Source organism: Chryseobacterium sp. C39-AII1 (genome assembly GCF_039672645.1).
In the GTDB taxonomy this organism is placed as follows: domain Bacteria; phylum Bacteroidota; class Bacteroidia; order Flavobacteriales; family Weeksellaceae; genus Chryseobacterium.
In genome coordinates, this window is record NZ_JBDFPQ010000005.1 from 66009 (window position 1) to 91137 (window position 25129).

A 25129-nucleotide genomic window follows, 5' to 3' on the forward strand; every position below is an offset into this window, starting at 1 on the left:
TGCTATCTATGAAAAAATTACTTTTAGTTTTATTGGCTTGTACGGGAACGCTTGCCTTTTCCCAGAAAATAGAAAGTTTTACCACTATTTTTAATGATAAAATAAGCATTCGTGCTATTGAATTATATGACAATAAGGTTTGGTACAGCGGAACAGATTCCAAATTTGGTTTTGTGGATTTAAAAAATCCTAGTAATCAAAAACAGATTGAACTTTCACAAAAAAAACTTCAATTCCGAACGTTGGCTCAGGATAAAAAAAACTTTTACACCATTAATGTAGAGAGTCCTGCAGAATTTTTTAAGATTGATAAAAAGAGCTTAAAATGCGAAGTTATATTTAAAGATACAGCAAAAACTGCTTTTTATGATGCATTAATCTCTCATAAACAAAAATTCTATACCTATAGTGATCCTGATAATAATCTTAAACTTAAATTTATTAAATTCGATTACAACAAAAAGCACTTTAATTCTGAATTATATGATAAACTTTTACTGAGAAAAGGAGAAGGTGCTTTTGCGGGAAGCAATACCAATATTAGTGCTTTTGACAATTGGATTTGGGTTGCTACCTCATGGAAAATCTTAAGATTAAATATAAAAGACAATATTATTGAGCAGTTTTATACTGGATTGGAAACCGGCTATTCTACCGGGATTTTTTCAATTGATTTTTTAGATGAAAATTTTGGTGTTGCAGTAGGCGGAAATTATATGAATCCTGAAGATAACGAAAACAATATTGCTACCACTAATAATGGAGGTGAGAATTGGGAAATCCAGGCTTCCGGTAAGAATGGAGGTTATAAATCTTGCGTAAAAATAAGACCTAATAGTAAAGGAAAGGATATAATTGCGGTTGGATCGAAAAATATTGAATTTTCCAACGACTACGGAAAGACTTGGACAAAAATATCCGAAGAAAAGAGTCTTTTTACATGCGAATGGGTTGATGAAAACACAGTTGTTGTTGCAGGAAAAGATAGAATTGTTGTTTTGAAATTGAAGTTTTAAATTTTTGTCTGAATTTAAATACACGTTCCGTCAGTTCGAGTAGTGCAGCGTAGCGAATAAAAATGTATAGAGAACCTTATGATTAAATAAAAATTCTTTCACTATAAAGTTCTCGATACGCTGCACTACTCGGTCTGACGGAATGTTCGTTTAATATTCAAGAAATAAAGATTCTCCTTAAATTAATTTTCACTAAATTTTCTCCATGAAAAACTTAAAAATATTCTTCCTTTTATTACTTCCTACTTTATTTTATACTCAAAAAGTTCGGGTTTTTATTTTGGCTGGACAATCCAATATGAATGGTTTCGGCTATAATAAAGACCTTCCGAATGATTTAAAAACTTTTAAAGATGTTTATATTTTTCAGGGAAACTCAGTGCCTGACGGAGAAACGAATGGCGGAGTCGGAAAATGGGACGTTTTAAAACCTGGAAACGGAACGGGTTTTAAATCGGATGGAAAAATAAACACGCTTTCCGATAGATTTGGGTTAGAATTATCTTTTGCCAAAAGAATGAAAGAGCTTTTTCCCAATGATAAAATTGCCTTGATAAAATATGCCCGAGAAGGCACTTCCATTGATAGTTTGGCAGCCGCAAGTTTTGGTTGCTGGGATGCTGATTTTAATGGAAAGAATGGAATCAATCAATATGATAACTTTTTAAAAACCGTAAAAAATGCCTTAGCTGAAACAGATATTGATGGAAATGGCCAAAAAGATGAGATTATTCCGTCCGGAATTCTTTGGATGCAGGGAGAAGGCGATGCAAGCTATAATGAAGAAATTGCAAATCGTTATTACAATCATGTAAAAGTGTTGATGAATCAGATGAGGGCTACTTTGCTTACCGATGATTTGCCTGTGGTGATCGGAAAAATTTCAGATTCAGGGAAAAGTGAAGCCGGAAAAGTATGGCCGATGGGAGAGTTGGTGCAATACGCACAGGAAAAATTTGTTAAAAATGATAAAAAGGCGGCAATCGTCCGTTCTACAAAGAAATACAATTACGGAAACGATCCCTGGCATTATGATAGCGCCGGATATATCGATTTGGGCAAAAATTTTGCGGAAGAGGTATTTAGATTGATTATAAAATAAACATGATAGATAAAGCCTAATATATTTCATGATTTAAAATTGGTAAGTTATAGTTAATTTTGCATTGTGAAATTCACTTTAGGATTTCCCAGAAAATTTAAAATTTTAATGAATTCTTTAATCGATAAATATAATATTCCGGGACCTCGTTACACGTCTTATCCTACCGTTCCTTATTGGGACGAAAGTAGTTTTTCTCCTGAAAGATGGAAAGAAAGCGTGATCAGGTCTTTTAATGAAAGTAATGCAGAAGAAGGAATTTCTATTTATATTCACTTACCTTTCTGTGAAGCGTTGTGTACATTTTGCGCCTGCCACAAGCGTATTACAAAACAGCATAGCGTAGAAACACCTTATCTGGAGAGTGTTTTGAAAGAATGGCAATTGTACCTTCAGCTTTTTGATGAAAAACCAAAATTGAAAGAACTGCATTTGGGAGGTGGAACCCCTACGTTTTTCTCTCCTGAAAACCTTAAAAAAATGCTGACAGGTATTTTTGAAACGGTTGAGATTGCCGAACATCCGGAATTTTCTTTTGAAGGTCACCCAAACAATACAACAAAAGAGCATCTTCAGACTTTGTACGATCTTGGTTTCAGAAGAGTGAGCTTTGGTGTACAGGATTATGATCCAAAAGTTCAGAAGGCAATCAACAGAATTCAGCCTTTTGAAAATGTGCAAAGAGTGACAGAATGGGCAAAAGAGATTGGTTACAGAGGAATCAGCCACGACCTTGTTTTCGGACTTCCGCATCAGACTTGGGAAGCGATGGAATATACCATTCGCAAAACAATGGAATTGAAACCGGATCGTCTGGCATTTTATTCTTACGCTCACGTTCCGTGGGTAAAAGGAGTCGGACAAAGAGGTTTTGATGAAAATGATCTTCCGAGTGGTGAAGAAAAGCGCCGTTTGTATGAAGATGGTAAAAAACTATTGGAAGATCTGGGGTATATTGAGGTTGGAATGGATCATTTTTCTTTGGAACATGATGATTTGTATCAATCTTTAATTCAGAAAAAACTGCACAGAAATTTCATGGGTTATACTTCCAGCAACACTCAACTGATGGTTGGTTTGGGGATGTCTGCGATTTCAGATTCATGGTATGCTTTTGCTCAGAATGTAAAAACGGTAGAGGAATATCAGAAAATGGTAGAAGAAGGTGAAATTCCGGTGGTGAAAGGTCATATTCTGAATCATGAAGATTTAACGGTGCGAAGACATATTTTAAATTTAATGTGTCAGCTTGAAACCACTTTTGAGATAGAAAATTCTTTCCCAGAGCTTGAAAATGCATTTGAAATGCTTCAGGAAATGGAAAAAGATGAATTGGTGGAGATCAACGGTCATCAGATTAAAATTACAGAAAAAGGAAGAGCGTTTACAAGAAACGTAGCCATGGTTTTTGATTTAAGGATGATGAGAAACAAACCTGAAACAAGGATTTTCTCCATGACGATATAAATAAAAAGCGATTCAATAATGAATCGCTTTTTTATTTTTAAGATGAATGAATTTAGGCGGATTAAAAAGTTCTATTTTTTTAGGAGCAATTTCCCGCTCTCCGCACTCGCTATTTATTTTAGTGATTCGGCTCGGCGGCTTCGCCGCCGAGCCGAATCACTAAAATAAATGAGCTCAAAAAAATGCTGCGATCGGGGCTAGCTTATCAGCCAATTTTTTATGTTAGGTAACCCGTTGGGCATTTTGCAAAAGTTTGGTATTAGATGCGTCAGTTCGAGTATTTTTCGTAGCAAAGTGGAGAAAAAATGTATTGAGAACAGATTCATCTTTAAAATTACAAACTTCTCGATACGATTTTTTTCAAAAATCTACTCGAAGTGACGAAAACAAATCAAAATCAAAATGCACAACGAGTTTTAGATAATAAATAAATTATTTATCATCGTATTAAGATTCATTTAACTTAGAGCTTCATAAAATCAACTTGCTGATTCCTGCTTTGCTCACTTAAAATTAAAGATGATTACATTAAACTTGGCGTTAAAAAATATAAATTAACTTTAAATTTACAGAAGTATCAAAGCGTAAAACTTAATGCTACTTAACAATCAACTTCTGGCTATAAGAATTTATTTCCCCGGATTTTAAATTAATATAATAAACTCCTGCAGGAACATCTGTAATATCTAAACTCTGTCCGTCTTTTACCTTGTTATTTTCCCAAACTTTTCTACCTTCCGTAGTATAAATTTCTGCGGTAATCTTTTTATTTGGAATTCCATCAATAAAAATTTCCTCAGATGCAGGATTCGGATAAATTCTGATGTTATCCAAATTATTAACTTCCTGAGTTCCCAACGTACTGGTTGTGATTTTGTAAATTTTTCCGTTATTCACTGCGGCAACATATAATTCTTTCTGGAAATCTTGTCCAAAGGTGGAAAAATTATTTCCGGAATAAGCAGGCGTCCAGACAACAGAATTGTCTGTATTCATAATTCCTATTTGAGTAGAACAATAATCGGCAAAGAAATATTTCCCGACTAAATCCGGATTTTGCATTCCTCTATAAACATAACCTCCCGTAATGGAACATTTTCCTCCGGAATGATCGTAAACTGCCACAGGGAAAGTCATTGTAGATTGAGTCGCGCAACCCGATGTATTATAATCGCTGTTTCCTTCGTAGCATCGCCATCCGTAATTAATTCCTGCTTGGGTAAGCGGCATTCTGTTGATTTCTTCAATTTGCCCTTGTCCAACATCGGCAATCATAGCATTTCCTGTTGTTAGGTCAAACGACCATTTCCAGGCATTTCGAAGTCCGTATGCCCAAACTTCATCCGCGCCATCGGTTCCTACAAAAGGATTGCTTGTCGGAATATTGTAAGGTGCTGTTTCTGTATTCACATCAATTCTCAACATTTTTCCGAGCAGAGAATTTTTGTTTTGAGCATTGTTATTCGGATCTCCGCCGCTTCCGCCATCACCTGTAACAATCCAAAGATTGCCATCTGGAGCAAAATGAATGCTTCCTCCGTTATGGTTATCAAAGGGTTTCGGAATATTCAATAAAATCTTTTCAGAATTGGGATCAGCAATATTAGTATCGGTTCCGCTTACCGTGTATCTTGCCACAATAATATTTCCTGCAGTATTGTTATAATACACAAAAAAATACCCATTGGTAGAGTATTGCGGATGAAACGCCAATCCTAAAAGTCCTCTTTCGCCGCCATAAAGAACTTTTGAGCTTATATTTAAAAAATTGGTAGCATTTATCGTTCCGTTGGGCTGAATAATTTTGATCATTCCATTCTGTTGTACGACAAACAATCGGCTGTCGTTGGCGTTTGTGATTTCAACGGGTGCGGTAAGCCCGGTAGCAAATTCTTCCAAATTAATACTTTGTGCATTAACGATAAAAGAAGAAAAAATACTTACGCAAAAAAGTAGTTTTTTCATAATATTTTGATATTTAGTGTGTTGAATTTATAAATGAAAATTTTATACCAATCGCTATTGAATTATTAATTAAAATTCATAACAATCATTAATAAATGTTTAATGTAAATGAGATCGCCGATATATCTGAAAATAAACGATTTCTGTTGTTAATAATTCATAAAATTCAATAAAATGATTATATTTGCCGACTTAATTTAACGTAGTTATAACAAAATGCAAGGAAAAGGACTTATTACAATTGTTGCTATTGTACTAGGGTTAATTTGCTTAAATGAGCTATTACCAACATGGTACGCCAGCAAAATTGAAAAGCAGGCGACTGCTATTGCAGGAGACAATCCGGAGAAGTACCAGAAAGAAATTTTAAAGCTTTCTAAGGATACTTTGAATTTAGGATTTACTAAACTTTATTACTCTAAAGCCAAAGACAAGGAAATGAAACTTGGTTTGGACTTGAAAGGGGGAATCAACGTTCTTTTGGAGATCAACCAGAGAGACTTGGTGAATGATTTAACCAATTATTCTACCAACCCTATCTTGATCGAAGCTTTGAAAAAGACCGATGAAGTTCAGAAAAATTCTACAAAATCTTACATCGATAATTTCTTTGATCAATTCGATGCGATCAACAAAGCGAAAGGTACCAACCTGAAACTTGCTGATCCTGAGCTTTTCGGAAATACGAATCTTTCAGAAATTAAATACAATACTTCAGACGAGCAGGTAAAAAGCATCGTAAAAAGAAGAATTGATCTTTCTGTAGGTACAGCTTTCGAGGTTATCAGAACGAGAATCGATAAAATGGGTGCTGTGCAGCCAAATGTTCAGAGAGTACCTGGTACGGCTAGAATTTCTGTAGAAATGCCTGGTATGAAAGATATCGATAAGGTGAAGAAAATGCTTCAGACTTCTGCAAAACTTCAGTTCTGGGAAGTACAGCAGGTTCCTGAAATCGCTCCTTATTTCCAGTCATTAACTACAATGGTTTCTGCAAAAGGTGATTCTATGGGAGTTGCGAAGAATACAAACTTCATGAATCTTCTTAACCTAGACAAATTAAGAACTAATGGTGTTGCAAACGTAAAATTATCTGATACAGCTGCTGTTAACAAAATCTTGAACAGCAAAATTGCTCAGTCTTTGCGTCCTGCAAACATTAAATATACTCAGTTTATGTGGGGTTACAAGCCTGAGGCTACAGACAGCGAAAGCTTAGTATTGTATGCTATCAGAGGTAACATCAACCAGAAGGCTCCTGTGGATGGTGCTGTAGAAACTGCAAACATCAGCTATGACGAGTTGAGCAGAGTGGTGGTAGACATGCAGATGGATTCTAAAGGTGCCAAAGACTGGAAAACTTTAACGGAGAAAAACGTGGGAAAACCAGTTGCTGTAACACTTGATAACAGAGTATACACAGCGCCGAACGTTGTAGGTGCTATTCCTAACGGTAGAACTCAGATCTCTGGTAACTTCTCTCAGGAGGAAGCTAAAGAATTGGTAGACGTTTTAGGAGCGGGTAAATTACCTGCAGGTGCAAAAGTTGTTCAGGCTACTCAGGTAGGTCCGTCATTAGGGCAGGAATCTATTGATGCGGGTGTACTTTCATTCGGGATTGCATTCTTAATCATTATTGTTTATATCATTTTCTATTACGGTGGTGCGGGAGTATACGCTGTAATTGCAATGATCATAAACTTATTCTATATTTTCGGTATCATGGATTCTGGAGACTTTACTCTTACGCTTCCGGGTATCGCAGGTATCGTACTTTCTATGGCCATGGCGGTGGATACGAACGTTATCATTTACGAAAGAACAAAAGAAGAATTATTTGCGGGTAAAAGCATTCTTGAAGCATACAAAGATGGTTTCAAACATGCATTGAACGCGATCATCGATGGTCACTTAACAATGATCTTAACGGCGGTTGTATTATTCTTCTTCGGAACAGGACCTATCAAAGGTTTCGCATTGACGTTATTGATCGGAGCGGTAATGACTCTATTCACGTCAATCCTTCTTTCGAGAGTAATGATCTTCCACAGACTAGAAAAAGGAAAAGGACTTTCTGTTTGGACGGCTCCAACGAAAAACTTATTCAGAAATACTTGGATCGATTTCATTGGAAAAAGAAAATATGCATACATTATTTCTGCGGTTCTTACGTTAGTTTGTATCGGTTCAATCTTCACTCACGGTTTCAAATACGGTATCGATTTTACCGGTGGTAGAAACTATGTGGTAAGATTTGATAAAGATGTAAACGCTGAAGATGTTGAAGCTAATTTGATTAAAATGTTCCAGACTGAAGACGGTAAAAACTCTTCTGTTGAAGCTAAAACTTTCGGAAACGACAGACAATTGAAAATCTCCACAGATTACCTTATTGATGACGAATCATTAAAAGCGGATCAAACTGTTGAGCAAAAATTATTTGAAGGATTAAAAACTCAGCTGCCAGCTGGGATCACAATTCAGGATTTCAAATCTGCAGACAAAGATCACGCAGGAATTATCTCTTCTGAAAAAGTAGGTCCTACCGTTGCTGATGATATCAAATTACACGGTACTTTAGCTGTAGTTGCTGCTTTGGCAGGTATATTCATCTATATTTTAGTAAGATTTAGAAAATGGCAGTTCTCTCTTGGTGCGGTTGCGGCATTGTTCCACGATGCGGTGATCATTTTGGGAGCGTATTCATTGCTTCACAAGTACATGCCATTCAACATGGAGATCAACCAGGATTTTATCGCTGCAATCCTTACGGTATTAGGATATTCAATAAACGATACGGTAATTATCTTCGACAGAATTAGAGAATATTTGAGAGAGAAAAAATCATTAACACTAGCTGGTTTATTCGATGACTCTATTTCAAGTACATTAGGTAGAACATTCAACACTTCATTTACTACTATTTTAGTAATCTTGGCGATCTTCATTTTCGGTGGAGATAACCTAAGAGGATTTATGTTTGCTCTATTAGTAGGTATCGGTTTCGGTACATATTCATCCATCTTCATTGCATCGGCAATTGCCTATGACTTCCTGAAGACCGGAAAAGAAGACGAAGTTCACGGTAAAACGACTTCCAACAAAGAAGTACTTGCTTCAAAATAATTTATACTACAATAAATAAGAAAAAGCCTTTCAATTTGAAAGGCTTTTTTCGTGCTCAAAAGTTTATAATTGTTTACTATTAATGAAATATTTTTTAGAAGCTTTTTCCTGCTTTCCGCACTCGCTATTTCTTTTAAGGATTCGGCTCGGCGGCTTCGCCGCCGAGCCGAATCCTTAAAAGAAATGAGCTCAAACAAATGCTGCAATCAGGGCTAGGGAAGTCGTCAATCATTTAAAAAATTTATTGAAAAATCAATACTTTCAATCCAAATAAAAATCCTTCGACTACTTCGCGCTCAGAATGAAGATTCCCCAAAATAAAAACCATAATTAAAAAACCATCAACCATCAACTAAAAACGACCAACCAAAAACAAAAACCAATTTAGAATCATTATTTTTCACAATTTGATTATTTTTGCAGCATTATGGAAAATTCGAAGAAGAAAGCTGCGATGAGCTTCATTTTTATTACGTTATTGATTGACATTACGGGATGGGGAATCATCATTCCGGTGGTTCCGAAATTGATCGAGGAACTGATTCATGCGGACATAAGTGAAGCTGCAAAATATGGCGGCTGGCTGGGTTTTGCCTATGCATTCACACAGTTTATCTTCTCTCCGGTTGTCGGAAATCTGAGTGATAAATACGGACGAAGACCAATTATTCTGATCTCATTGTTCGGTTTCGCAATCGATTATATTTTACTCGCTTTGGCACCAACCATTCTGTGGCTGTTTCTTGGAAGAGTCATTGCTGGAATTACAGGAGCAAGTGTCACCACAGCCAGTGCTTACATTGCCGATATTTCCACAGATGAAGACCGCGCAAAGAACTTCGGATTGATTGGCGCTGCCTTCGGTTTAGGTTTCATAATCGGGCCTGTTTTGGGTGGAGTTTTAGGACATTATGGAGCACGAGTTCCTTTTTATGCGGCGGCAGTTTTATGTTTGTTAAATTTCCTTTACGGGTATTTCATCCTTCCTGAAAGTTTAGATAAAGATAAAAGAAGAGAATTCAACTGGAAAAGAGCAAACCCCATTGGATCATTTAAATTTTTAGGAAAACACCCTGAAATTTCAGGTTTAATTGTTTCATTAATATTAATCTACATCGCGGGGCACGCTGTTCAAAGCAACTGGAGTTTCTTCACGATGTATGAATTCAAATGGGATGAAAGAATGGTAGGGATTTCTCTGGGAGTTGTCGGTTTATTAGTAGGTTTGGTTCAAGGTGGATTAATTCGTTGGACGACGCCAAAATTCGGGGAACAAAAAAGTATTTATTACGGATTAACTTTATATGCCATCGGGATGTTATTATTCGCATTTGCAACTCAGGGCTGGATGATGTTTGCCTTCCTTATCCCTTATTGTTTAGGCGGAATTTGTGGTCCTGCACTTCAATCGGTGATCACGAAAAGTGTTCCTTCCAACGAGCAAGGAGAATTACAAGGAGCATTAACGAGTTTAATGAGTGCCACTTCAATTATCGGACCTCCGATGATGACGAATTTATTTTACTTTTTCACGCATGATGATGCACCGTTCAAATTTTCAGGAGCACCATTTTTCCTAGCGTTTATCTTAATGGCGGTAAGTGTGGTGATTACCTATATGGCTTTTCAGAAAAAGAAGATTAAATAGATTGTATATCATTTGAAATGATTTTGAAGGTTTTTTGTGAGCTTTTATAAGTGAAACGACTTTGTGTAACTTAAAAACAGTTAGTATTTAGAAAATCTTTGTATGCTTTGCGCTAAAAGTAAAAAATCTATAAATGGAATTCAATTTCAAATAAAATAATAAAAAACGGCGAATCAAATTTTGATTCGCCGTTTGCATTGCATTGAAAGAAAGAGTTATTATGGATAAAGTGATTTCGTTCCGTTGCTTACGATGTTGCTTCCCAATCCTGAGAAGGATACCGAAAAATTGCTTGAATTAAAGCTTAATGAACCTGTTGGAGTACAAAGTCCCAAAGCATATCTGCATTGCCCGTAGGCGCCAGTTTTTTTCGTTACTTTGCTTTCACTTTTTGCTTTTCCGAGGCTGATGCTTCCCCAATCGCTTACATCAACATTAGATACCGATGAGCCGGTGTAATAAATCGTAATTTTATATCCGATTTCCCCACGTTTAGAGCCCCAAAGCCAATTTGCCGTCCACCATTGTTTATACCAAGTCGATGAAACTTTTGCCTGACTGCTATTTGATTTTTCTTCGTTTCCTCTTGTATCGATCATCACCAATCCGCCTAAAACATTGTCCCAGATAATTCCGGATTCGTTGTAGAAACAAAGTGTGGTGAAAGTATTTCCTTTGTAATTCCATGAAATTTCAAGAACATCAGAATTTAGAGTGATTTCTTTTCCTACTAAATTTTTAAGTTCAGTTTGAGTGGTTGTCAGTTCGTCTCCTGAACTTAAAGTTCCAATGGTTCCAATGGTTCCAATTTTTAATTTTTCAGGTTCTAAAATATTTCCGGAAGCAATAAAAGTGCTTTTTTCTGAAATAAGCTCCTGTGAAATTTCTAATCCTTTTTGTGTTGAAATTTTTCCTAAAGCGGAAATTCCTGTGATTTGAAGATCATTTTTCAAATACTTTTCGAGATTAGCTTTGGAATCGTTGATCTGAGTTTGAACAATTTCCGGTAAAGCCGAATTGGAAGCTGTTGTTTCTTTTTTCAAATCAGTAATGGAGACTTTTTGAGCTGTATTTTCCTGATTTTGAATTTCGCTGTCTTCGTTTTGACAGCTGGTAAGCAGTAATGCCATTGCAAAAGCAAAAACCTTACCTGAGGTTAGCCATTTTTTCATAGTTAAATTTTTTAAGTGTTGGTGTCTTAAAGATAATAAAATTGTTTTATAAATCTAAATATTGTGAATTAATATTTTGTAATATTGACAAATAATGAATAACAAACCGCCGCCTAGCCCAGATTGAACGGTTACCCCGCAACTGGGTTGGAGAGTTTGGGAGTGGGAGGGATTTAGGAGTGGCGAGCGATGGAAAGTTTGGGGTGAGGAGTATGAGTGAAAGCAGGAAATAGCTTCAAAAATTAAAACAGCATATCACTAATGATTAAAATTACGAATAACTAAAATCCATAAACCAACAACTATCAACCACTAACCATAAACTGACGTCTCCCTTCACATATCTTAAAATTTGTTTAAAATATAAAACAATCGTATTGTATGTGTATAATGTTTCGTAATTTTACAGCATGGAATTAAGTATTGGAGAAATGGCACTGATTGCTGTGGCAATCGTTGTATTATTCGGCCCGGATAAACTTCCACAAATTGCACGTGACTTAGGCGCAGGTGTAAGAAAAATGCGTGGTGCCGTAGAAGATATTAAAACGGAAATTATGAAAGAAACAGATAATCCTGTCTCTGAAATAAAGCGCGAAATCGAGAAGGTAAAAGATGCGGCGAAAGATTTCAACCCGATGAAAGATATCCAAAAAGATATTCTTACAGAACCGCAACAGGCTTCTAACGAACCTCCAAAACCAAAACCTGCAGACGACGATTCGTATGAAGGGCCTGTAAGCAGATAAGATGGAGGAAATTATTCAGGAAGATAAAAAGGTCTTTTTGTTTCTCAATAATTTGGGAGATAATTCGTTTGACCAGTTTTGGATGATGATTTCCAGTACGTGGATCTGGGTTCCGCTTTACATTATTTTCTGTTATTTTTTATTTAAAAATTATAAACTAAGATCATTAGTTTTCATATTAATTTTCGTTGGGATTGCTGTTACTGTTTCTGATCAGTTGGCAAGTGTTTTCAAATTTGGCGTTGCGAGGTTAAGACCTTGTCACGATCCTACCTTAGAACACCACATGAGAATCGTAAAATGCGGCGGGCAGTATGGTTTTTATTCTGCACATGCTTCTAATACTTTTTTATTGGCGACTTATCTAACAATTTTGCTGAGAAAGAAGCTTAGATGGTTTCCTTATACTATATTTGCGTGGGCGGCAATTGTGTCATACAGCCGTATATATTTAGGAGTGCATTTCCCGGTAGATATTTTGGTGGGGGCGTTTGTTGGAACTTTATTGGGGGTGATATTTGGTGCACTCGCAAAAAAAGTCATCAACAAACAAAATATAAACCCATGAAAAAACATTTACTACTCTTAGCTTTCGGGCTTTTCTCATTAAATTTTTACGCTCAGGATAAAGCAAAGGCTGAAGAATGCTTCAAAAAGGCAGATTATAAATGTGCTGAAGAGCAATATTCTAAATTAGCCGAGAAAGAGCAAATTCAGAAATTTCAATCTGAATATTTGAATTATCTTGGAACTTCGCAGCGAAGATTGGGAAAATCTGCTTTGGCATTGAAATCTTATGAATCTGCTTTAATTGCCAATCCTTTATCGGCTCCGGTTTATGCTAATTTGGCTTCATTACACAGCCAAAAAGGAAATAAAGTAAAAGCACTTGAATATGTCGAAAAAGGACTTCAGGTAGATCCTGAAAATGTAGACTTATATCTTACTCGGTCTAAAATTTATGACGGGCAAGGTAAAAAGGAGCTGGCGATAAAAGATTTAAATCAGATTCTAAGTTTTGCACCGGATAATATTTTTGCAAAAACAGGTTTAGCGACTTTAAAAAAGAATAACGGAGATTTGGAAGGTGCTTTGAAAGATTATAATCAATTGATTTCTGAAAAGCCTGAATCTCTTTTATACAACGGAAGAGCAGATGTTTATCTGAAAATGAAAAAATCTAAAGAAGCGTTGGCTGATATTAATAAAGCCATTTCTATTGATGCAAAATTTCCGCAATCGTATGTGACAAAAGCTTTGATTTTGTTTGATACAGCTAAACCTAAAGAAGCTTGTGTAAATCTTGATAAAGCTGTTTCTTTGGGATATGAAAAAGTGGTTTTAGCGGAATATTATACAAAATGCCCCACTTCAACAGTTAAATAAAATTAATCATTTCAACGGTTTCTCTTTAAGGGGAAGCTATTAAAAATATCATGTTAAATATCGTTCTTGTAGAGCCCGAAATCCCTAATAATACCGGAAATATCGGAAGATTATGTGTTGGCACAGAAAGCAAATTGCATCTCGTTCATCCTTTTGGATTTGTGATTAATGATAAAAATTTAAAACGTTCCGGACTGGATTATTGGGTACATTTGAACGTAACCGAATATGCCAATGTTGATGAATGGATTCAGCAAATTCCTGATCTTTCCCGTGTTTTCTTAATGAGTTCTCATGCCGAAAAATCTTATCTGGAAACAGAATTTCAGGACGGCGATTGGCTGGTGTTCGGCAAAGAAAGCGTAGGATTAAGCAATGAGGTTTTAGCACGATTCGAAAATCATTTAACCATTCCGATGTCAAAATTAATCCGAAGTTTTAATATTGCGAATTCCGTGGCTTTTGTGGTGGGAGAAGCGAAAAGACAGATTGGTTTAAAGAAATAAACTAACTTTAGTCGTTGTGATAAGGTTTTCCCTGTAAAATCTGGTCGGCGCGATACAACTGTTCAACGATAAACAACCGGATCATCTGGTGCGTAAATGTCATTTTAGATAATGACATTTTTTCGTTGGCTCTGTTGTACATTTCCTCTGAAAAACCGTAAGCGCCACCAATCAGGATGTGAATTTTTTTCACTGAAGAATTCATCCAGTTATGTATTTTTTGCGAAAACTCGCGGCTGGTAAACTGTTTTCCTTTTTCATCTAGAATAACAACCAGATCATTCTTATCGATATGGTTTGAAAATAATTTTGTTTCTTCTTTCTTTAAAAGATCGGGCGTAAGATTTTTCGCATTTTTTACATCTGGGATTTCAATAATTTCGAAATTCCAGTGTTTGGGAAGACGTTTTAAATAATAATTAATTAAAGAAGTAATTTCTTTATCATCTGTTTTACCAATACAAAGCAAGTTGATCTGCATGTTTACGCTTTAAAATAAATTAGGCGGCAAAGGTATTCATTAATTGAAGAATTTCATAATCTGTAGAGTTTTAAGAATGTTCGAATTTTAAAAATTTCAGTACTTTTGTAATCTGCACCAATCGGATGAAAACAAAATTACTCTCCATCATATTTTTAGTTTTTTCATTAATGTCTTACAGTAAGGATGTTAATGAAGATTCTGTTAAAATAAAAAAATATGTGGAAGATGATAAAAATAAAATTTCATTAATTGCCGGATTGAGCTATATTGATGATTCTTTCGGACTTCTTTATGAAGATAAAGTCTTTCGTTTAAGGCCAAATGATGCTTTTTATACTGAATTTTTCCTGCGCTATCGATGGATTGATGTCACTTTTTCCTTTGCACCCAAACTTACCAAAATCAACAGAGATGATGCCGAAAAAGGGAAAACCCAATATTTTAATTTAGGATTTTCTTTTTTTGTAGCACCTAAAATCAGACAATTTCTTTATTATAGTGAAGTGAAAGGATTGTACTTTCAGGATACCAAAGATTTTATGAGACTTCTCTACGGATCAGATTATAATGAGGAAGGCTATTTGCAGTTTCCGGATGCGAAATATCGTTCTTACAGAGGTGAAACGAGCTATTTGTGGTTTGGAAATAAGGTTGATTATCGTAGTTTTACCAATATGACTTACAAACCTTTAAAAGATGTTTTTGTGGTGAGTACAGGTTTGTTTTATCAATATAATACTTTAAGTGATACCAACCGTGCTATTTATCAAGGCGCAAATTTTAACGACGATGATGTAGATAATTCGAAAAGTAAAGACTTTAGAATTGCCTTGCGAACGGGTGGTGGAGTGCAAAAAACGATAAAGGGTAATTGGTATGTGATTGCAGAAGCCTATCCTGAAGCCTATTATTCGAAATTGATAGATGAAGATGATCTTCACGAGTTTAATATCGGATTTTACTCCAATGCGCGGGTTGGGTATGACAACGGAAACTGGTTTTTCGGTGGCGGAGCTCAGCTGAATTGGGTGAATAGTTCTAATGAAAATTTTTATTCCAGCACACAATGGTTGTTCAGAATTGGGATTGGTTTTAGATTTACTGCTCCGAAATTGATGAATAAAAATTTTGATAAGATAGATAAAGCTTTAAATTTTTAATTGAAAAAGTATGCGTATAAAAATTCCTGGTTTTGTCATAAAAGTTCAGAAATTCTTTGATGATATTCATATTCCGGTATTGGGGATATCGCTTTGGCAAATGTTCCAGATCTATATTACAGGAATTTTCAAAGGCAAAATAGGGCGAAAAGCGGGAAGTATTTCGTGGAGTTTTACATTAAGTTTATTTCCCTTTTTGCTGTTTTTATTGTCAGTTTTACCTTATATGCCGCATTATGATAAGTTGCAATTCTATATTTTTGAGGTTTTAATTCATAATGTTTTTCCGGCCAATATGGAAACGGAAGTGAGAGGGTATATTCAGAACAATATTATCCCTAATATGAAGGGAATAAGCAATTTAACCATCATTATTGCTTTAGTTTTTGCAACCAACGGTACTTTTTCTTTAATCAACGGTTTTAATGAAAATTCTGAAGAAAAACTAAGTGATGTAAAGGAATTTATTCTTTCTTTTTTTATTACCATCGGGTTTATAACTATTGTATTTTTAGCGCTTTTTGGTGTTTATTATTCAGAGGTTGTTTTAAAGCTTTTTACGCCGAATTATGACATTTCCTGGCTGGTAGATAATCTCTCAAAAATTATCGGGTTCGTTTCCTTTCCATTGTTTTATTTTATACTTTTGGCACTTTTTTACTGGCTTGGGACGGTAAAGATTGCGAGATTCAGACAGGCGGTTCCGGGAGCTGTTCTTACGACCGTTTTGTTTGTGGTAACCACTTATGGTTTTGCGATTTATGTTAAGAATATTGCAAGATATAATGTGTTGTACGGGTCAATTGGAAGTATGATTTTGTTGATGGTTTGGGTAAATGTAAATGTTTATCTTCTTCTTTTCGGAAACGAATTGAATATGGCGATCAGAAAACTGAGAATCGAAAAATTACTGTCTGATGAAATTAAAAGAGAAGAATCTAATGAAGATTTAAAGCCTGATTTTGAAAAATAATCCAATGAAAAATTAACTAAACCATGATGAAAACAATTAAGATATTGACAATTCTGCTTACTTTAAATTTTTTATTTTCTTGTGATGAGATCGAACGCAATAGACAAGAAGATAATTATGTAACTCCTTACAAAGGAAAATGGGTAGGAACTTATACAGGCGATCAAAGTGGAACGCTTGTCTTAAATGTAGGTGAAAAAGGCGGGATTGAAGGCGTAAGAAAATCTATGGAGTTTGAAGAAACTTTTTATACCTCAATGCAAGGTGGAGGGAGCGGTGCAATATCTACCATGAGCCCGTCGCCATCTGGATTTCTTTTATATGGAAGTTTAGAAACCAAATCCGGAACCTGGAAAATGGGAGCTTTACAAGGAAAATGGACGGTCGTAAAAAATTAATCTGAAATTTCAATTTGCTTTTTAGAACTGATATTCAAAATAATATATCCTAAAATTGCGGCTAAGAAAGAAGCGATTAAAATCGCAAATTTCGCTTCGTCCTGAATTTCAATTTGATCTTTAAATGATAATAGTGCAATAAAAATTGACATTGTGAAGCCAATTCCTGCTAACAATCCTACACCGAGCATTTGAAACCACGAACTATTTTGTGGTAATGAGCTTATTTTTAGTTTAATGGCGATAAATGAAAATAGGTTGATTCCAACTAATTTGCCTAATATCAAGCCTAAAATAATTCCCAATCCAAGCGTACTTGTTAAGCCTTCAACCATAGAACTGTTGAAAGTTATATTGGTATTGGCTAAAGCAAAAATTGGCATGATGAAAAAGCTTACAGGCAAATGTAGTTGATGTTCCAATTTTTCTAATGGTGAAATTTTTACATTAGAAACATTGGTAGGAATAGAAAAAGCCAATAAAACACCCGCAATTGTTGCATGAATTCCTGAATGATGAAGGAAATTCCATAAAAATAATCCAGGAATGATATAAAAGATAAGTTTAGTAACTTTTAAGAAATTCAATAAAAATAAAAGAACTGTAACTCCCAAAGAAAGAAGAAGATACATCCAATGAATTTGATCTGTATAAAAAATAGCAATCACCAAAATAGCTCCAAGATCATCTACGATAGCCAATGCAGCAAGAAAAATTTTAATAGAATTCGGGATTTTACTTCCCAACATTGAAATAATAGCCAATGAAAAAGCAATATCTGTAGCCATCGGAATTCCCCAGCCATTGCTATATTCAGTTCCCGAATTGAAAATAGTAAAAATAACAGCAGGAACGAGCATTCCGCCAACGGCAGCAAGAATAGGCAATGAAGCATTTTTGAATGATGAAAGTTCGCCTTCTACCATTTCTCGTTTGATCTCAAGACCAACCAAAAGGAAGAAAATAGCCATTAAACCATCATTAATCCAAGTGCTTACGGAATAATTAAGATGAAAAAAGTGAGTTCCAATTTCTTTATCTAAAATATTTTGAAAACCATCAGCAGCAGCCGAATTCGCAATCAAAAGCGAAATCAATACACAAAAAATTAGAATAATTCCTGATGACTGACTGTTGCCGAAAAATTTTTTAAAGTAAATCGATAAATTCATTAGATATTTTATACACGTCGAACTCTGGAAACTCCGTTGATTTCCTTTAATTTTTTAAACGTTTGCTCGAGTTGGCTTTTATTTTTTACCTCTAAATTGATATTTCCTGTAAAAACTCCATTGTTAGATTCAATCGACATACTCTTCATATCCATTCCCATAGCGCCACTGATGACCGTTGTGATATCATTGATCATTCCCATCCTATCAAGCCCTTCAATCTCGATTTTCACACGGTTTTTGAAGCTTTCAGCATTTACCCATTTTGCAGGAATTACTCGATAATCATATTGAGCTCTCAAGTTAATGGCATTCGGACAATTGTCGCTATGTACTTTAATTCCTTCAGAAATTGTGATGAAACCAAAAATTTTATCCCCCGGAATCACGTTACAGCATTTAGCAAAAGTATAATTCAGTTTTTCCTCATCTTTCCCGAAGATGATCATGTCTAAATTCTGATGCTTTGGTTCATCAAAAACTCCCGTACTATTTTTTGAAGGAGATTTTCGGAATCTTGAAAGCAAATTGTTAAATACATTTTTACTTTCAATATATTTTCTTAAACTACTCGCATCGAGTTCGTTAGTTTGGAATTTTAAAAATAATTCCTGCGAAGTTTTTAAATTAAAGAATTTTTGAAGTTTATTAACTTCATCTTCGCTAAATGCAATTTTAGCATGACGAAGTTTTCTCTGCAAGATTTCTTTTCCTTCTTCAACGATCTGATTTTTTTGCGAGTTTAAATAACTTTTAATCTTAGACTTAGCCTTTGAAGTAACAACGAATTCCAGCCAATCCGATTTTGGTTTCTGATTTTGTGAAGATAAAATATCAATTTGATCTCCATTTTGAAGAACATAGGAAATTGGGACCAATTTTCCATTGATTTTTGCTCCCAAACATTTCATTCCCAAATCGGAGTGAACGGAAAAAGCAAAATCTAGCGCCGTCGCATTTGTTGGTAAAATTTTAATCTCTCCTTTAGGCGTAAATACAAAAACTTCTTTTGAATAAAGATTTAACTTAATATTATCCAAAAGTTCAGAAGTGGAAAGATTTTGTTGTTGCTCCAAAACCTCGCGAATTTCCGTAACCCATCTTTCGAAATTTCGGTCGTCAGAACTTTGTTTGTAACCTTCTTTATATTTATAATGAGCAGCAACACCTTTTTCGGCAATTTCGTCCATTCTTTCAGAACGAATTTGCACTTCAATCCATTTTCTATCCGGCCCCAAAACGGTTAAATGTAAACTTTCGTAACCTGTAGAACGTGGTTGAGTGATCCAGTCACGCATTCTTGATGGATTACTGTGGTAAACATCCGTTACAATAGAATAAATCTTCCAAGCAAGGAATTTTTCATTCTTAGCATCAGACTTATAAATGATTCTAATCGCATAGTTATCAAATACTTCCTCGAAAGAAACACCTTGTTTTAGCATTTTTCGGTAGATGGAAGAAATGGCTTTTGCGCGCCCTTTTATTGTGAAATTTAATCCTTCTTCTTTGATTCTCTCCGAAACTTCATTCTTGAACTCTTCAATATACCGTTCTCTGCTTTCCTTTTCGAGCTCTAGTTTTTCGGTAATTTCCGTATAAATTTCAGGATTATTATACTTTAAAGATAGATCTTCAAGTTCAGATTTAATATTATATAAACCTAAACGGTGCGCAAGCGGAGCGTAAATATAAACCGTTTCAGAAGCAATTTTCTTTTGCTTATCCGGAGCCATACTTTCCAGCGTACGCATATTGTGAAGGCGGTCGGCTATTTTAATTAAAATTACCCTAAAATCCTCAGAAAGAGTAAGTAACAGTTTTCTGTAGTTTTCAGATTGTACCGAAATATTCTGATGATTCATGATGGAAATCTTCGTCAAACCATTAACAATATTGGCGATTTTTTCCCCGAAGATCTTTTTTAAGTCTTCATAAGTATAATCAGAATCTTCAATTACGTCATGCAAAAGCGCACAGGCAATAGAAGTTGCACCCAGCCCAATTTCTGTCGCTACAATTTTTGCAACGGCAATAGGATGGTAGATGTAGGGTTCGCCCGTTTTTCTTCTCTGGTCTTTGTGGGCATCCAGCGCTATATCGAATGCCTTTCGGATAAGTTTATTATTTTCCTCATCCAAAGTTCTGTAGGTGTTCGAAATCAGATCCTTATATCTAGCAAGGATCTCCTTATTTTCTTGTTCTAAGTCGTAACTCATTTGTGTAGAAAGCCTATATTTAACGAAAATACGAAATTTTTTCCGGTTTTCAAACACAAAAAATCCGTAGAACGCTCTACGGATTTCCGGTTATCAGCTTTTTTATATAATATTAAAATTTGACTTCAGAATCCATTCCATTGCTGGAAGCTTTGATTCTTACATATGGACTGTTGTGTATTTCTGCTTTTGATCGTGCGTCGATATAGCTTTTCAGTTTTTGATAATGAGCCTGTTCTAAGCTCATATTTTCAAATAAAAAGGTTTTAACAACGGCATTTTGTGAAAAAATATTTTTTGCTCCATCGATCTGTTCATTATTTTTTACCGAGACGCTCGCAAGATATTGAGCGTTGATATGACTCTCATCAAGATATACGATGTAATCTGAACTTTCGAAGCCCACGTTTTCCAAATCGGCTTCAAGTTTTTTATAATCGCTGTGATGTTCAAATAATCCAGCTAATATATTTGACATAAGCAATATGTTTTAAAATTGTAGTTTAAAGATAATAAAATAATTTGAAATAAATTGATAATTATTTAGTTAAATTTGATATTAATTATTTTATCTATAACATAATGTTTAAATTGATGGAAATGTCTATTGAACAATTGTTTAATTATTCAATTATTAAAAATAAAAAAACGAACCTCAAAGAGGTTCGCTTGCCTGATTTCTCAGATCATATAGCTTAGTTAATTCGTTCGTTTTTAATTTCTTCAACAATTTCTGGATTCAACAATGTGGTAATGTCTCCGAAATTATTAAAATCACCTTCCGCAATTTTTCTTAAAATTCTACGCATGATTTTTCCTGAACGTGTTTTCGGAAGTCCGGAAACAAATTGAATTTTGTCCAGTTTTGCAATCGGTCCGATCTGGTCTGAAATCAGCTGATTGATCTCTTTTACCAGGTTTTCCTGCTTTCTGTCGGCTCCGGAATCTTTTAAAATAACAAATCCGTACAAAGCACTTCCTTTAATATCGTGAGGGAATCCAACAATAGCAGATTCCGCTACAGCAGGGTGTTCGTTGATGCTGTCTTCAATCGGAGCGGTTCCTAAATTATGTCCGGAAACAATAACAACATCATCCACACGACCTGTAATTCTGTAATAACCAACTTCGTCTCTCAAAGCACCGTCACCTGTGAAATATTTCCCTGGAAAAGCTGAAAAATACGTTTCTTTATAACGTTGATGATCGCCCCAAATTGTTCTCGCAATTCCCGGCCACGGAAAACGGATGCAAAGATTTCCCGTCACCTGATTTCCTGAAATTTCGTTGCGCTTGTCATCCATCAAGACAGGTTGAATTCCCGGCAGCGGTAGAGTAGCATAGGTTGGTTTTGTCGGCGTAACAAATGGAAGCGGTGAAATCATAATTCCTCCCGTTTCAGTTTGCCACCAAGTATCAACAATCGGGCATTTTTTCTTTCCAACATGATCGTTAAACCAATGCCAAGCTTCATCATTGATAGGTTCACCTACTGAACCGATCACTTTTAATGAACTTAAATCATGTTTATCAACCCATTCCGTACTTTCTTTAGCCAATGAACGAATTGCAGTTGGTGCGGTGTAGAATTGGGTAACTTTATGCTTTTCAATAACTTCCCAGAATCTATCCGGTTCAGGATAAGTTGGAACGCCTTCAAAAATAACAGTTGTTGCTCCATTTAAAAGTGGTCCATACAAAATGTAAGAATGCCCTGTAATCCAGCCAATATCGGCAGTACACCAATAAATATCGTTCTCTTTATAATTGAATACATTTTTGAAAGTGTAAGCCGTGTAAACCATATAACCGGCGGAAGTGTGGAGCATTCCTTTCGGTTTTCCAGTAGAACCGGAAGTGTACAAAATGAACAAAGGATCTTCTGCATCCATAATAATAGTCACGAAATCGGAAGATGCTTTTTCATACAAATCAGCCATCCAATGATCTCTGCCTTCTTTCATTTTCACCTCGTTTTTGGTTCTTTTTACCACCAAAACTTTTTCAACAGAAGGTGTTTTTTCAAGCGCTTCATCGACGATGCTTTTTAAATCTAAAACTTTGCTTCCACGGTAACTTCCATCGGATGTAATCACCATTTTTGCCCCGCAGTCGTTTACTCTTGAAGAAACGGCAGAAGCAGAAAATCCTGCAAAAATAACAGAGTGAACCGCCCCTAATTTCGCACAAGCCAACATCGTAACTGCCAATTCGGGAATCATCGGAAGATAAATGCAAACTCTGTCGCCTTTTTCGATGCCCATGTCTTTCAAAACATTGGCTGTTTTATTAACTCTTGTGTATAATTCGTTATAAGAAATATGCTGTGCTTCTTCTTTCGGATCGTTTGGTTCCCAAATGATTGCCGTTTTATCGCCTCTTACGGAAAGGTGTCTGTCTAAGCAGTTTTTAGTGATATTTAATTTTGCATTTTTAAACCAAGTGATTTTCGCCTCATTCATATCATATTTCACGACCTTGCTCCATCTTTGATACCACACAAAGTTCTGATCAGCAATCTTATCCCAGAATTTTTTAGGATTTTTGATAGACTTTTTATACTCCTCAAAATAATGTGGTAAATCTTCTATTTGGTAATTTCTCATATCCCTTTCGTTTTTGAAATTTGAATTTTTGTTATTTAAATTTATACTTAATTTCTTGTTTAAGCCCTATATTCCACGATTTTTTGTTGAATTTCTTCAATGATTTTTTCATCATCAATTGTCGATGGAATCTGAAATTCTTTCCCGTCTAATAAAGTTCTTATCAATTTTCTTAAAATTTTTCCTGATCGTGTTTTTGGTAAACGTTTCACAATCATTACATTTTTAAGACAGGCAACTGCTCCGATTTTTTCACGAACTGTTTTTACAATATCTTTTTCAACGTCTTCTTCTGAAATTGTTGAACCATTTTTTAAAACAACCGATGCAAAAGGAATTTGACCTTTAAGCTCATCATCAATTCCGACAACGGCACATTCTGCAACATCGGGATGCGACGAAACAATTTCCTCCATTTCCGAAGTCGAAAGTCGGTGTCCTGCAACATTAATAACATCATCAACCCTTCCTGTAATAAAAATATATCTGTCCTCATCTTTTATCGCGCCGTCTCCTGAAAAATAATAACCATTGTACTGCGACAAATAACTGTCTTGAAAACGATCATTATCATTCCAAATTCCCAGCAAAGCTCCTGGAGGAAGCGGAAGTTTGATAATTAAATAGCCTTCCTGATGCGCATCTAATTCATATCCATTTTCATCGAAAATTTTAATATCATAACCCGGAATTGGCTTTCCGGCAGAAGCTCTTTTAATTTTATAATTTTCGTCAAAAGTCATTAAACCCAACATCGGCCAACCAGATTCTGTCTGCCACCAATGGTCGATTGCAGGAACTCCGATGTGTTTTGCAAACCAGTCCAACGTCGCAACATCGCATCTTTCACCAGCCAAAAACTGCTTTTTGAAATGGCTTAAATCATATTTTTTGACCAATTCTCCATTCGGATCTTCTTTTTTGATCGCACGAATAGCAGTCGGAGCAGTAAACATTATCGAAACTTTATATTCTGAAATAATTCTCCAAAACGTTCCTGCATCGGGTGTCATAATGGGTTTTCCTTCGAAAATAATCGTTGTATTTCTGTTGATTAATGGTCCGTAAACCGAGAAACTATGACCAACTGCCCAACCAAAATCGGAAGCCGCCCAATACGTTTCTCCTTGCTCAACGCCGTAAATATATTTCATGGAAAATTTCAAGGCTGTTGCGTAACCTCCTGTGTCACGAGTAATTCCTTTCGGTTTTCCTGTTGTTCCTGAAGTATATAATAAATAGAGTGGGTGAGTGGATTCAACGGAAACGCAATCTGCCGGTACTGATTTTTGGACTAATTCTTCATAATCAATCAACTTATCAAACATTTCATGTTGATTATCAGCCAATTTTCTGTTGAAAACGATAATATTTTCAACTTTATCCTGTGCTAATTCAATCGCTTTTTCAACCAAAGGTAAGTATGGAATTCTCTTAGTAATTTCGATTCCTGCAGTTGCTGTAATTAATGCTTTTGGTTTACAATCGTCGATTCTCACGACCAATTCATTAGGGGCAAAACCTCCAAAAACCACATTGTGAATCACTCCAATTCTCGCACAAGCTAACATCGCAAACAATGTCTGCGGAATCATCGGCATATAAATAACGGCCGTATCACCTTTTTTCAAACCTAAGGATGCTAAACCTCCCGCCAATTTTGAAATCTCTTCCTTCGCCTGATTGAAAGTATAAGTTTTCTTCTGATTCGTAACCGGAGAGTCGTAAACAATCGCAATCTGTTCTCCAAAACCGTCTTCAATATGTTTGTCGATACATAAATAACACATGTTCAGCTTTCCATTGGAAAACCATTGGGTGTAATTTTTTTCGTCTTTTGAGAGAATTGTAGTAGGAAATTCAAACCAGTCAATTTTCTGAGCCTGTTCCTTCCAGAAATTCTCTTTGTTTTCTATGCTTTGTTTAAATAAATCGTCTGTATTCATATTGATTTTTGTGTTTTGTGTCATTACGAGGAGC

The 25129-nt window shown here is 35.4% G+C and carries 19 protein-coding genes and 1 pseudogene; 12 read left to right on the forward strand and 8 right to left on the reverse strand.

Translation table 11 applies throughout. From position 1 onward, the window contains the following. Positions 1 to 8 precede the first annotated feature (8 nt). From ABEG63_RS10010 to hemN, 3 genes are all read left to right on the forward strand, one after another. On the forward strand, positions 9 to 1016 hold the full coding sequence (locus ABEG63_RS10010; protein WP_346584446.1) for a glycosyl hydrolase: 1008 nt from the start codon (positions 9 to 11) through the stop codon (positions 1014 to 1016). 205 nt (positions 1017 to 1221) lie between these two features. Next, positions 1222 to 2118, forward strand: coding sequence for a sialate O-acetylesterase (locus tag ABEG63_RS10015; RefSeq protein WP_346584448.1), 897 nt, complete (start codon positions 1222 to 1224; stop codon positions 2116 to 2118). 108 nt (positions 2119 to 2226) lie between these two features. Then, on the forward strand, positions 2227 to 3585 hold the full coding sequence (gene hemN, locus ABEG63_RS10020) for an oxygen-independent coproporphyrinogen III oxidase (protein ID WP_346584450.1): 1359 nt from the start codon (positions 2227 to 2229) through the stop codon (positions 3583 to 3585). A gap of 597 nt (positions 3586 to 4182) precedes the next feature. Here the strand turns inward: hemN and ABEG63_RS10025 are convergent. After that, the gene (locus tag ABEG63_RS10025; protein WP_346584451.1) at positions 4183 to 5550 is read right to left on the reverse strand and encodes a PQQ-dependent sugar dehydrogenase; all 1368 of its coding nucleotides are present in this window, start codon (positions 5548 to 5550) and stop codon (positions 4183 to 4185) included. 216 nt (positions 5551 to 5766) lie between these two features. Between ABEG63_RS10025 and secD the strand changes: the two genes are divergently transcribed. Both secD and ABEG63_RS10035 read left to right on the forward strand, forming a co-directional pair. After that, the gene (gene secD / locus ABEG63_RS10030) at positions 5767 to 8676 is read left to right on the forward strand and encodes a protein translocase subunit SecD (RefSeq protein ID WP_346584453.1); all 2910 of its coding nucleotides are present in this window, start codon (positions 5767 to 5769) and stop codon (positions 8674 to 8676) included. A 412-nt stretch (positions 8677 to 9088) separates the two neighbouring features. Next, a pseudogene (locus ABEG63_RS10035) lies at positions 9089 to 10324 on the forward strand (TCR/Tet family MFS transporter); the annotation flags it as partial. A gap of 218 nt (positions 10325 to 10542) precedes the next feature. Here ABEG63_RS10035 and ABEG63_RS10040 read toward each other — a convergent pair. Continuing rightward, positions 10543 to 11496, reverse strand: a complete 954-nt coding sequence (locus ABEG63_RS10040; protein WP_346584455.1) for a hypothetical protein — start codon at positions 11494 to 11496, stop codon at positions 10543 to 10545. Positions 11497 to 11906: 410 nt separating this feature from the next. Here ABEG63_RS10040 and ABEG63_RS10045 point away from each other — a divergent pair, with 410 nt between their 5' ends. The 4 genes from ABEG63_RS10045 to ABEG63_RS10060 are packed head-to-tail and all read left to right on the forward strand — an operon-like array spanning position 11907 to position 14137. Continuing rightward, a complete protein-coding gene (locus ABEG63_RS10045; protein ID WP_267405364.1) occupies positions 11907 to 12245 on the forward strand; it encodes a twin-arginine translocase TatA/TatE family subunit in 339 nt (112 codons plus the stop codon). 1 nt (position 12246) lies between these two features. After that, positions 12247 to 12813, forward strand: coding sequence for a phosphatase PAP2 family protein (locus ABEG63_RS10050; protein WP_346584457.1), 567 nt, complete (start codon positions 12247 to 12249; stop codon positions 12811 to 12813). Then, complete coding sequence (locus tag ABEG63_RS10055) at positions 12810 to 13631, forward strand: tetratricopeptide repeat protein (protein WP_346584458.1); 822 nt, start codon at positions 12810 to 12812, stop codon at positions 13629 to 13631. Before ABEG63_RS10050 ends, ABEG63_RS10055 begins: the two co-directional genes overlap by 4 nt. 50 nt (positions 13632 to 13681) lie before the next feature. Further along, entirely contained in the window at positions 13682 to 14137 is a 456-nt protein-coding gene (locus ABEG63_RS10060; RefSeq protein WP_312389056.1) for a tRNA (cytidine(34)-2'-O)-methyltransferase, read from the forward strand. 7 nt (positions 14138 to 14144) lie between these two features. On the opposite strand, the gene ABEG63_RS10065 is transcribed toward ABEG63_RS10060, so the two are convergent. After that, on the reverse strand, positions 14145 to 14618 hold the full coding sequence (locus ABEG63_RS10065) for a 23S rRNA (pseudouridine(1915)-N(3))-methyltransferase RlmH (RefSeq protein WP_312389058.1): 474 nt from the start codon (positions 14616 to 14618) through the stop codon (positions 14145 to 14147). Positions 14619 to 14743: 125 nt separating this feature from the next. Between ABEG63_RS10065 and ABEG63_RS10070 the strand changes: the two genes are divergently transcribed. From ABEG63_RS10070 to ABEG63_RS10080, 3 genes are read left to right on the forward strand one after another with little or no spacing between them, the layout of a single operon-like run. Further along, entirely contained in the window at positions 14744 to 15781 is a 1038-nt protein-coding gene (locus ABEG63_RS10070) for a DUF4421 family protein (RefSeq protein ID WP_346584461.1), read from the forward strand. A gap of 10 nt (positions 15782 to 15791) precedes the next feature. Continuing rightward, positions 15792 to 16754 carry a YihY/virulence factor BrkB family protein gene (locus ABEG63_RS10075; protein ID WP_346584463.1) on the forward strand — a complete coding sequence of 321 codons (963 nt, stop codon included), beginning with the start codon at positions 15792 to 15794 and terminating at the stop codon, positions 16752 to 16754. Between the two features lie 23 nt (positions 16755 to 16777). Further along, the gene (locus ABEG63_RS10080; RefSeq protein ID WP_267405357.1) at positions 16778 to 17152 is read left to right on the forward strand and encodes a hypothetical protein; all 375 of its coding nucleotides are present in this window, start codon (positions 16778 to 16780) and stop codon (positions 17150 to 17152) included. On the opposite strand, the gene nhaA is transcribed toward ABEG63_RS10080, so the two are convergent. From nhaA to ABEG63_RS10105, 5 genes are all read right to left on the reverse strand, one after another. Then, positions 17149 to 18324 carry a Na+/H+ antiporter NhaA gene (gene nhaA, locus ABEG63_RS10085; protein ID WP_346584465.1) on the reverse strand — a complete coding sequence of 392 codons (1176 nt, stop codon included), beginning with the start codon at positions 18322 to 18324 and terminating at the stop codon, positions 17149 to 17151. The genes ABEG63_RS10080 and nhaA overlap by 4 nt on opposite strands. A gap of 8 nt (positions 18325 to 18332) precedes the next feature. Then, a complete protein-coding gene (locus ABEG63_RS10090) occupies positions 18333 to 20543 on the reverse strand; it encodes a RelA/SpoT family protein (RefSeq protein ID WP_267405355.1) in 2211 nt (736 codons plus the stop codon). A 112-nt stretch (positions 20544 to 20655) separates the two neighbouring features. After that, positions 20656 to 21021, reverse strand: a complete 366-nt coding sequence (locus tag ABEG63_RS10095; protein ID WP_346584467.1) for a hypothetical protein — start codon at positions 21019 to 21021, stop codon at positions 20656 to 20658. Between the two features lie 217 nt (positions 21022 to 21238). After that, positions 21239 to 23149 carry an acetate--CoA ligase gene (gene acs / locus ABEG63_RS10100; protein WP_346584468.1) on the reverse strand — a complete coding sequence of 637 codons (1911 nt, stop codon included), beginning with the start codon at positions 23147 to 23149 and terminating at the stop codon, positions 21239 to 21241. A gap of 59 nt (positions 23150 to 23208) precedes the next feature. Next, complete coding sequence (locus ABEG63_RS10105; RefSeq protein ID WP_346584470.1) at positions 23209 to 25095, reverse strand: AMP-binding protein; 1887 nt, start codon at positions 25093 to 25095, stop codon at positions 23209 to 23211. Positions 25096 to 25129: the final 34 nt, after the last annotated feature.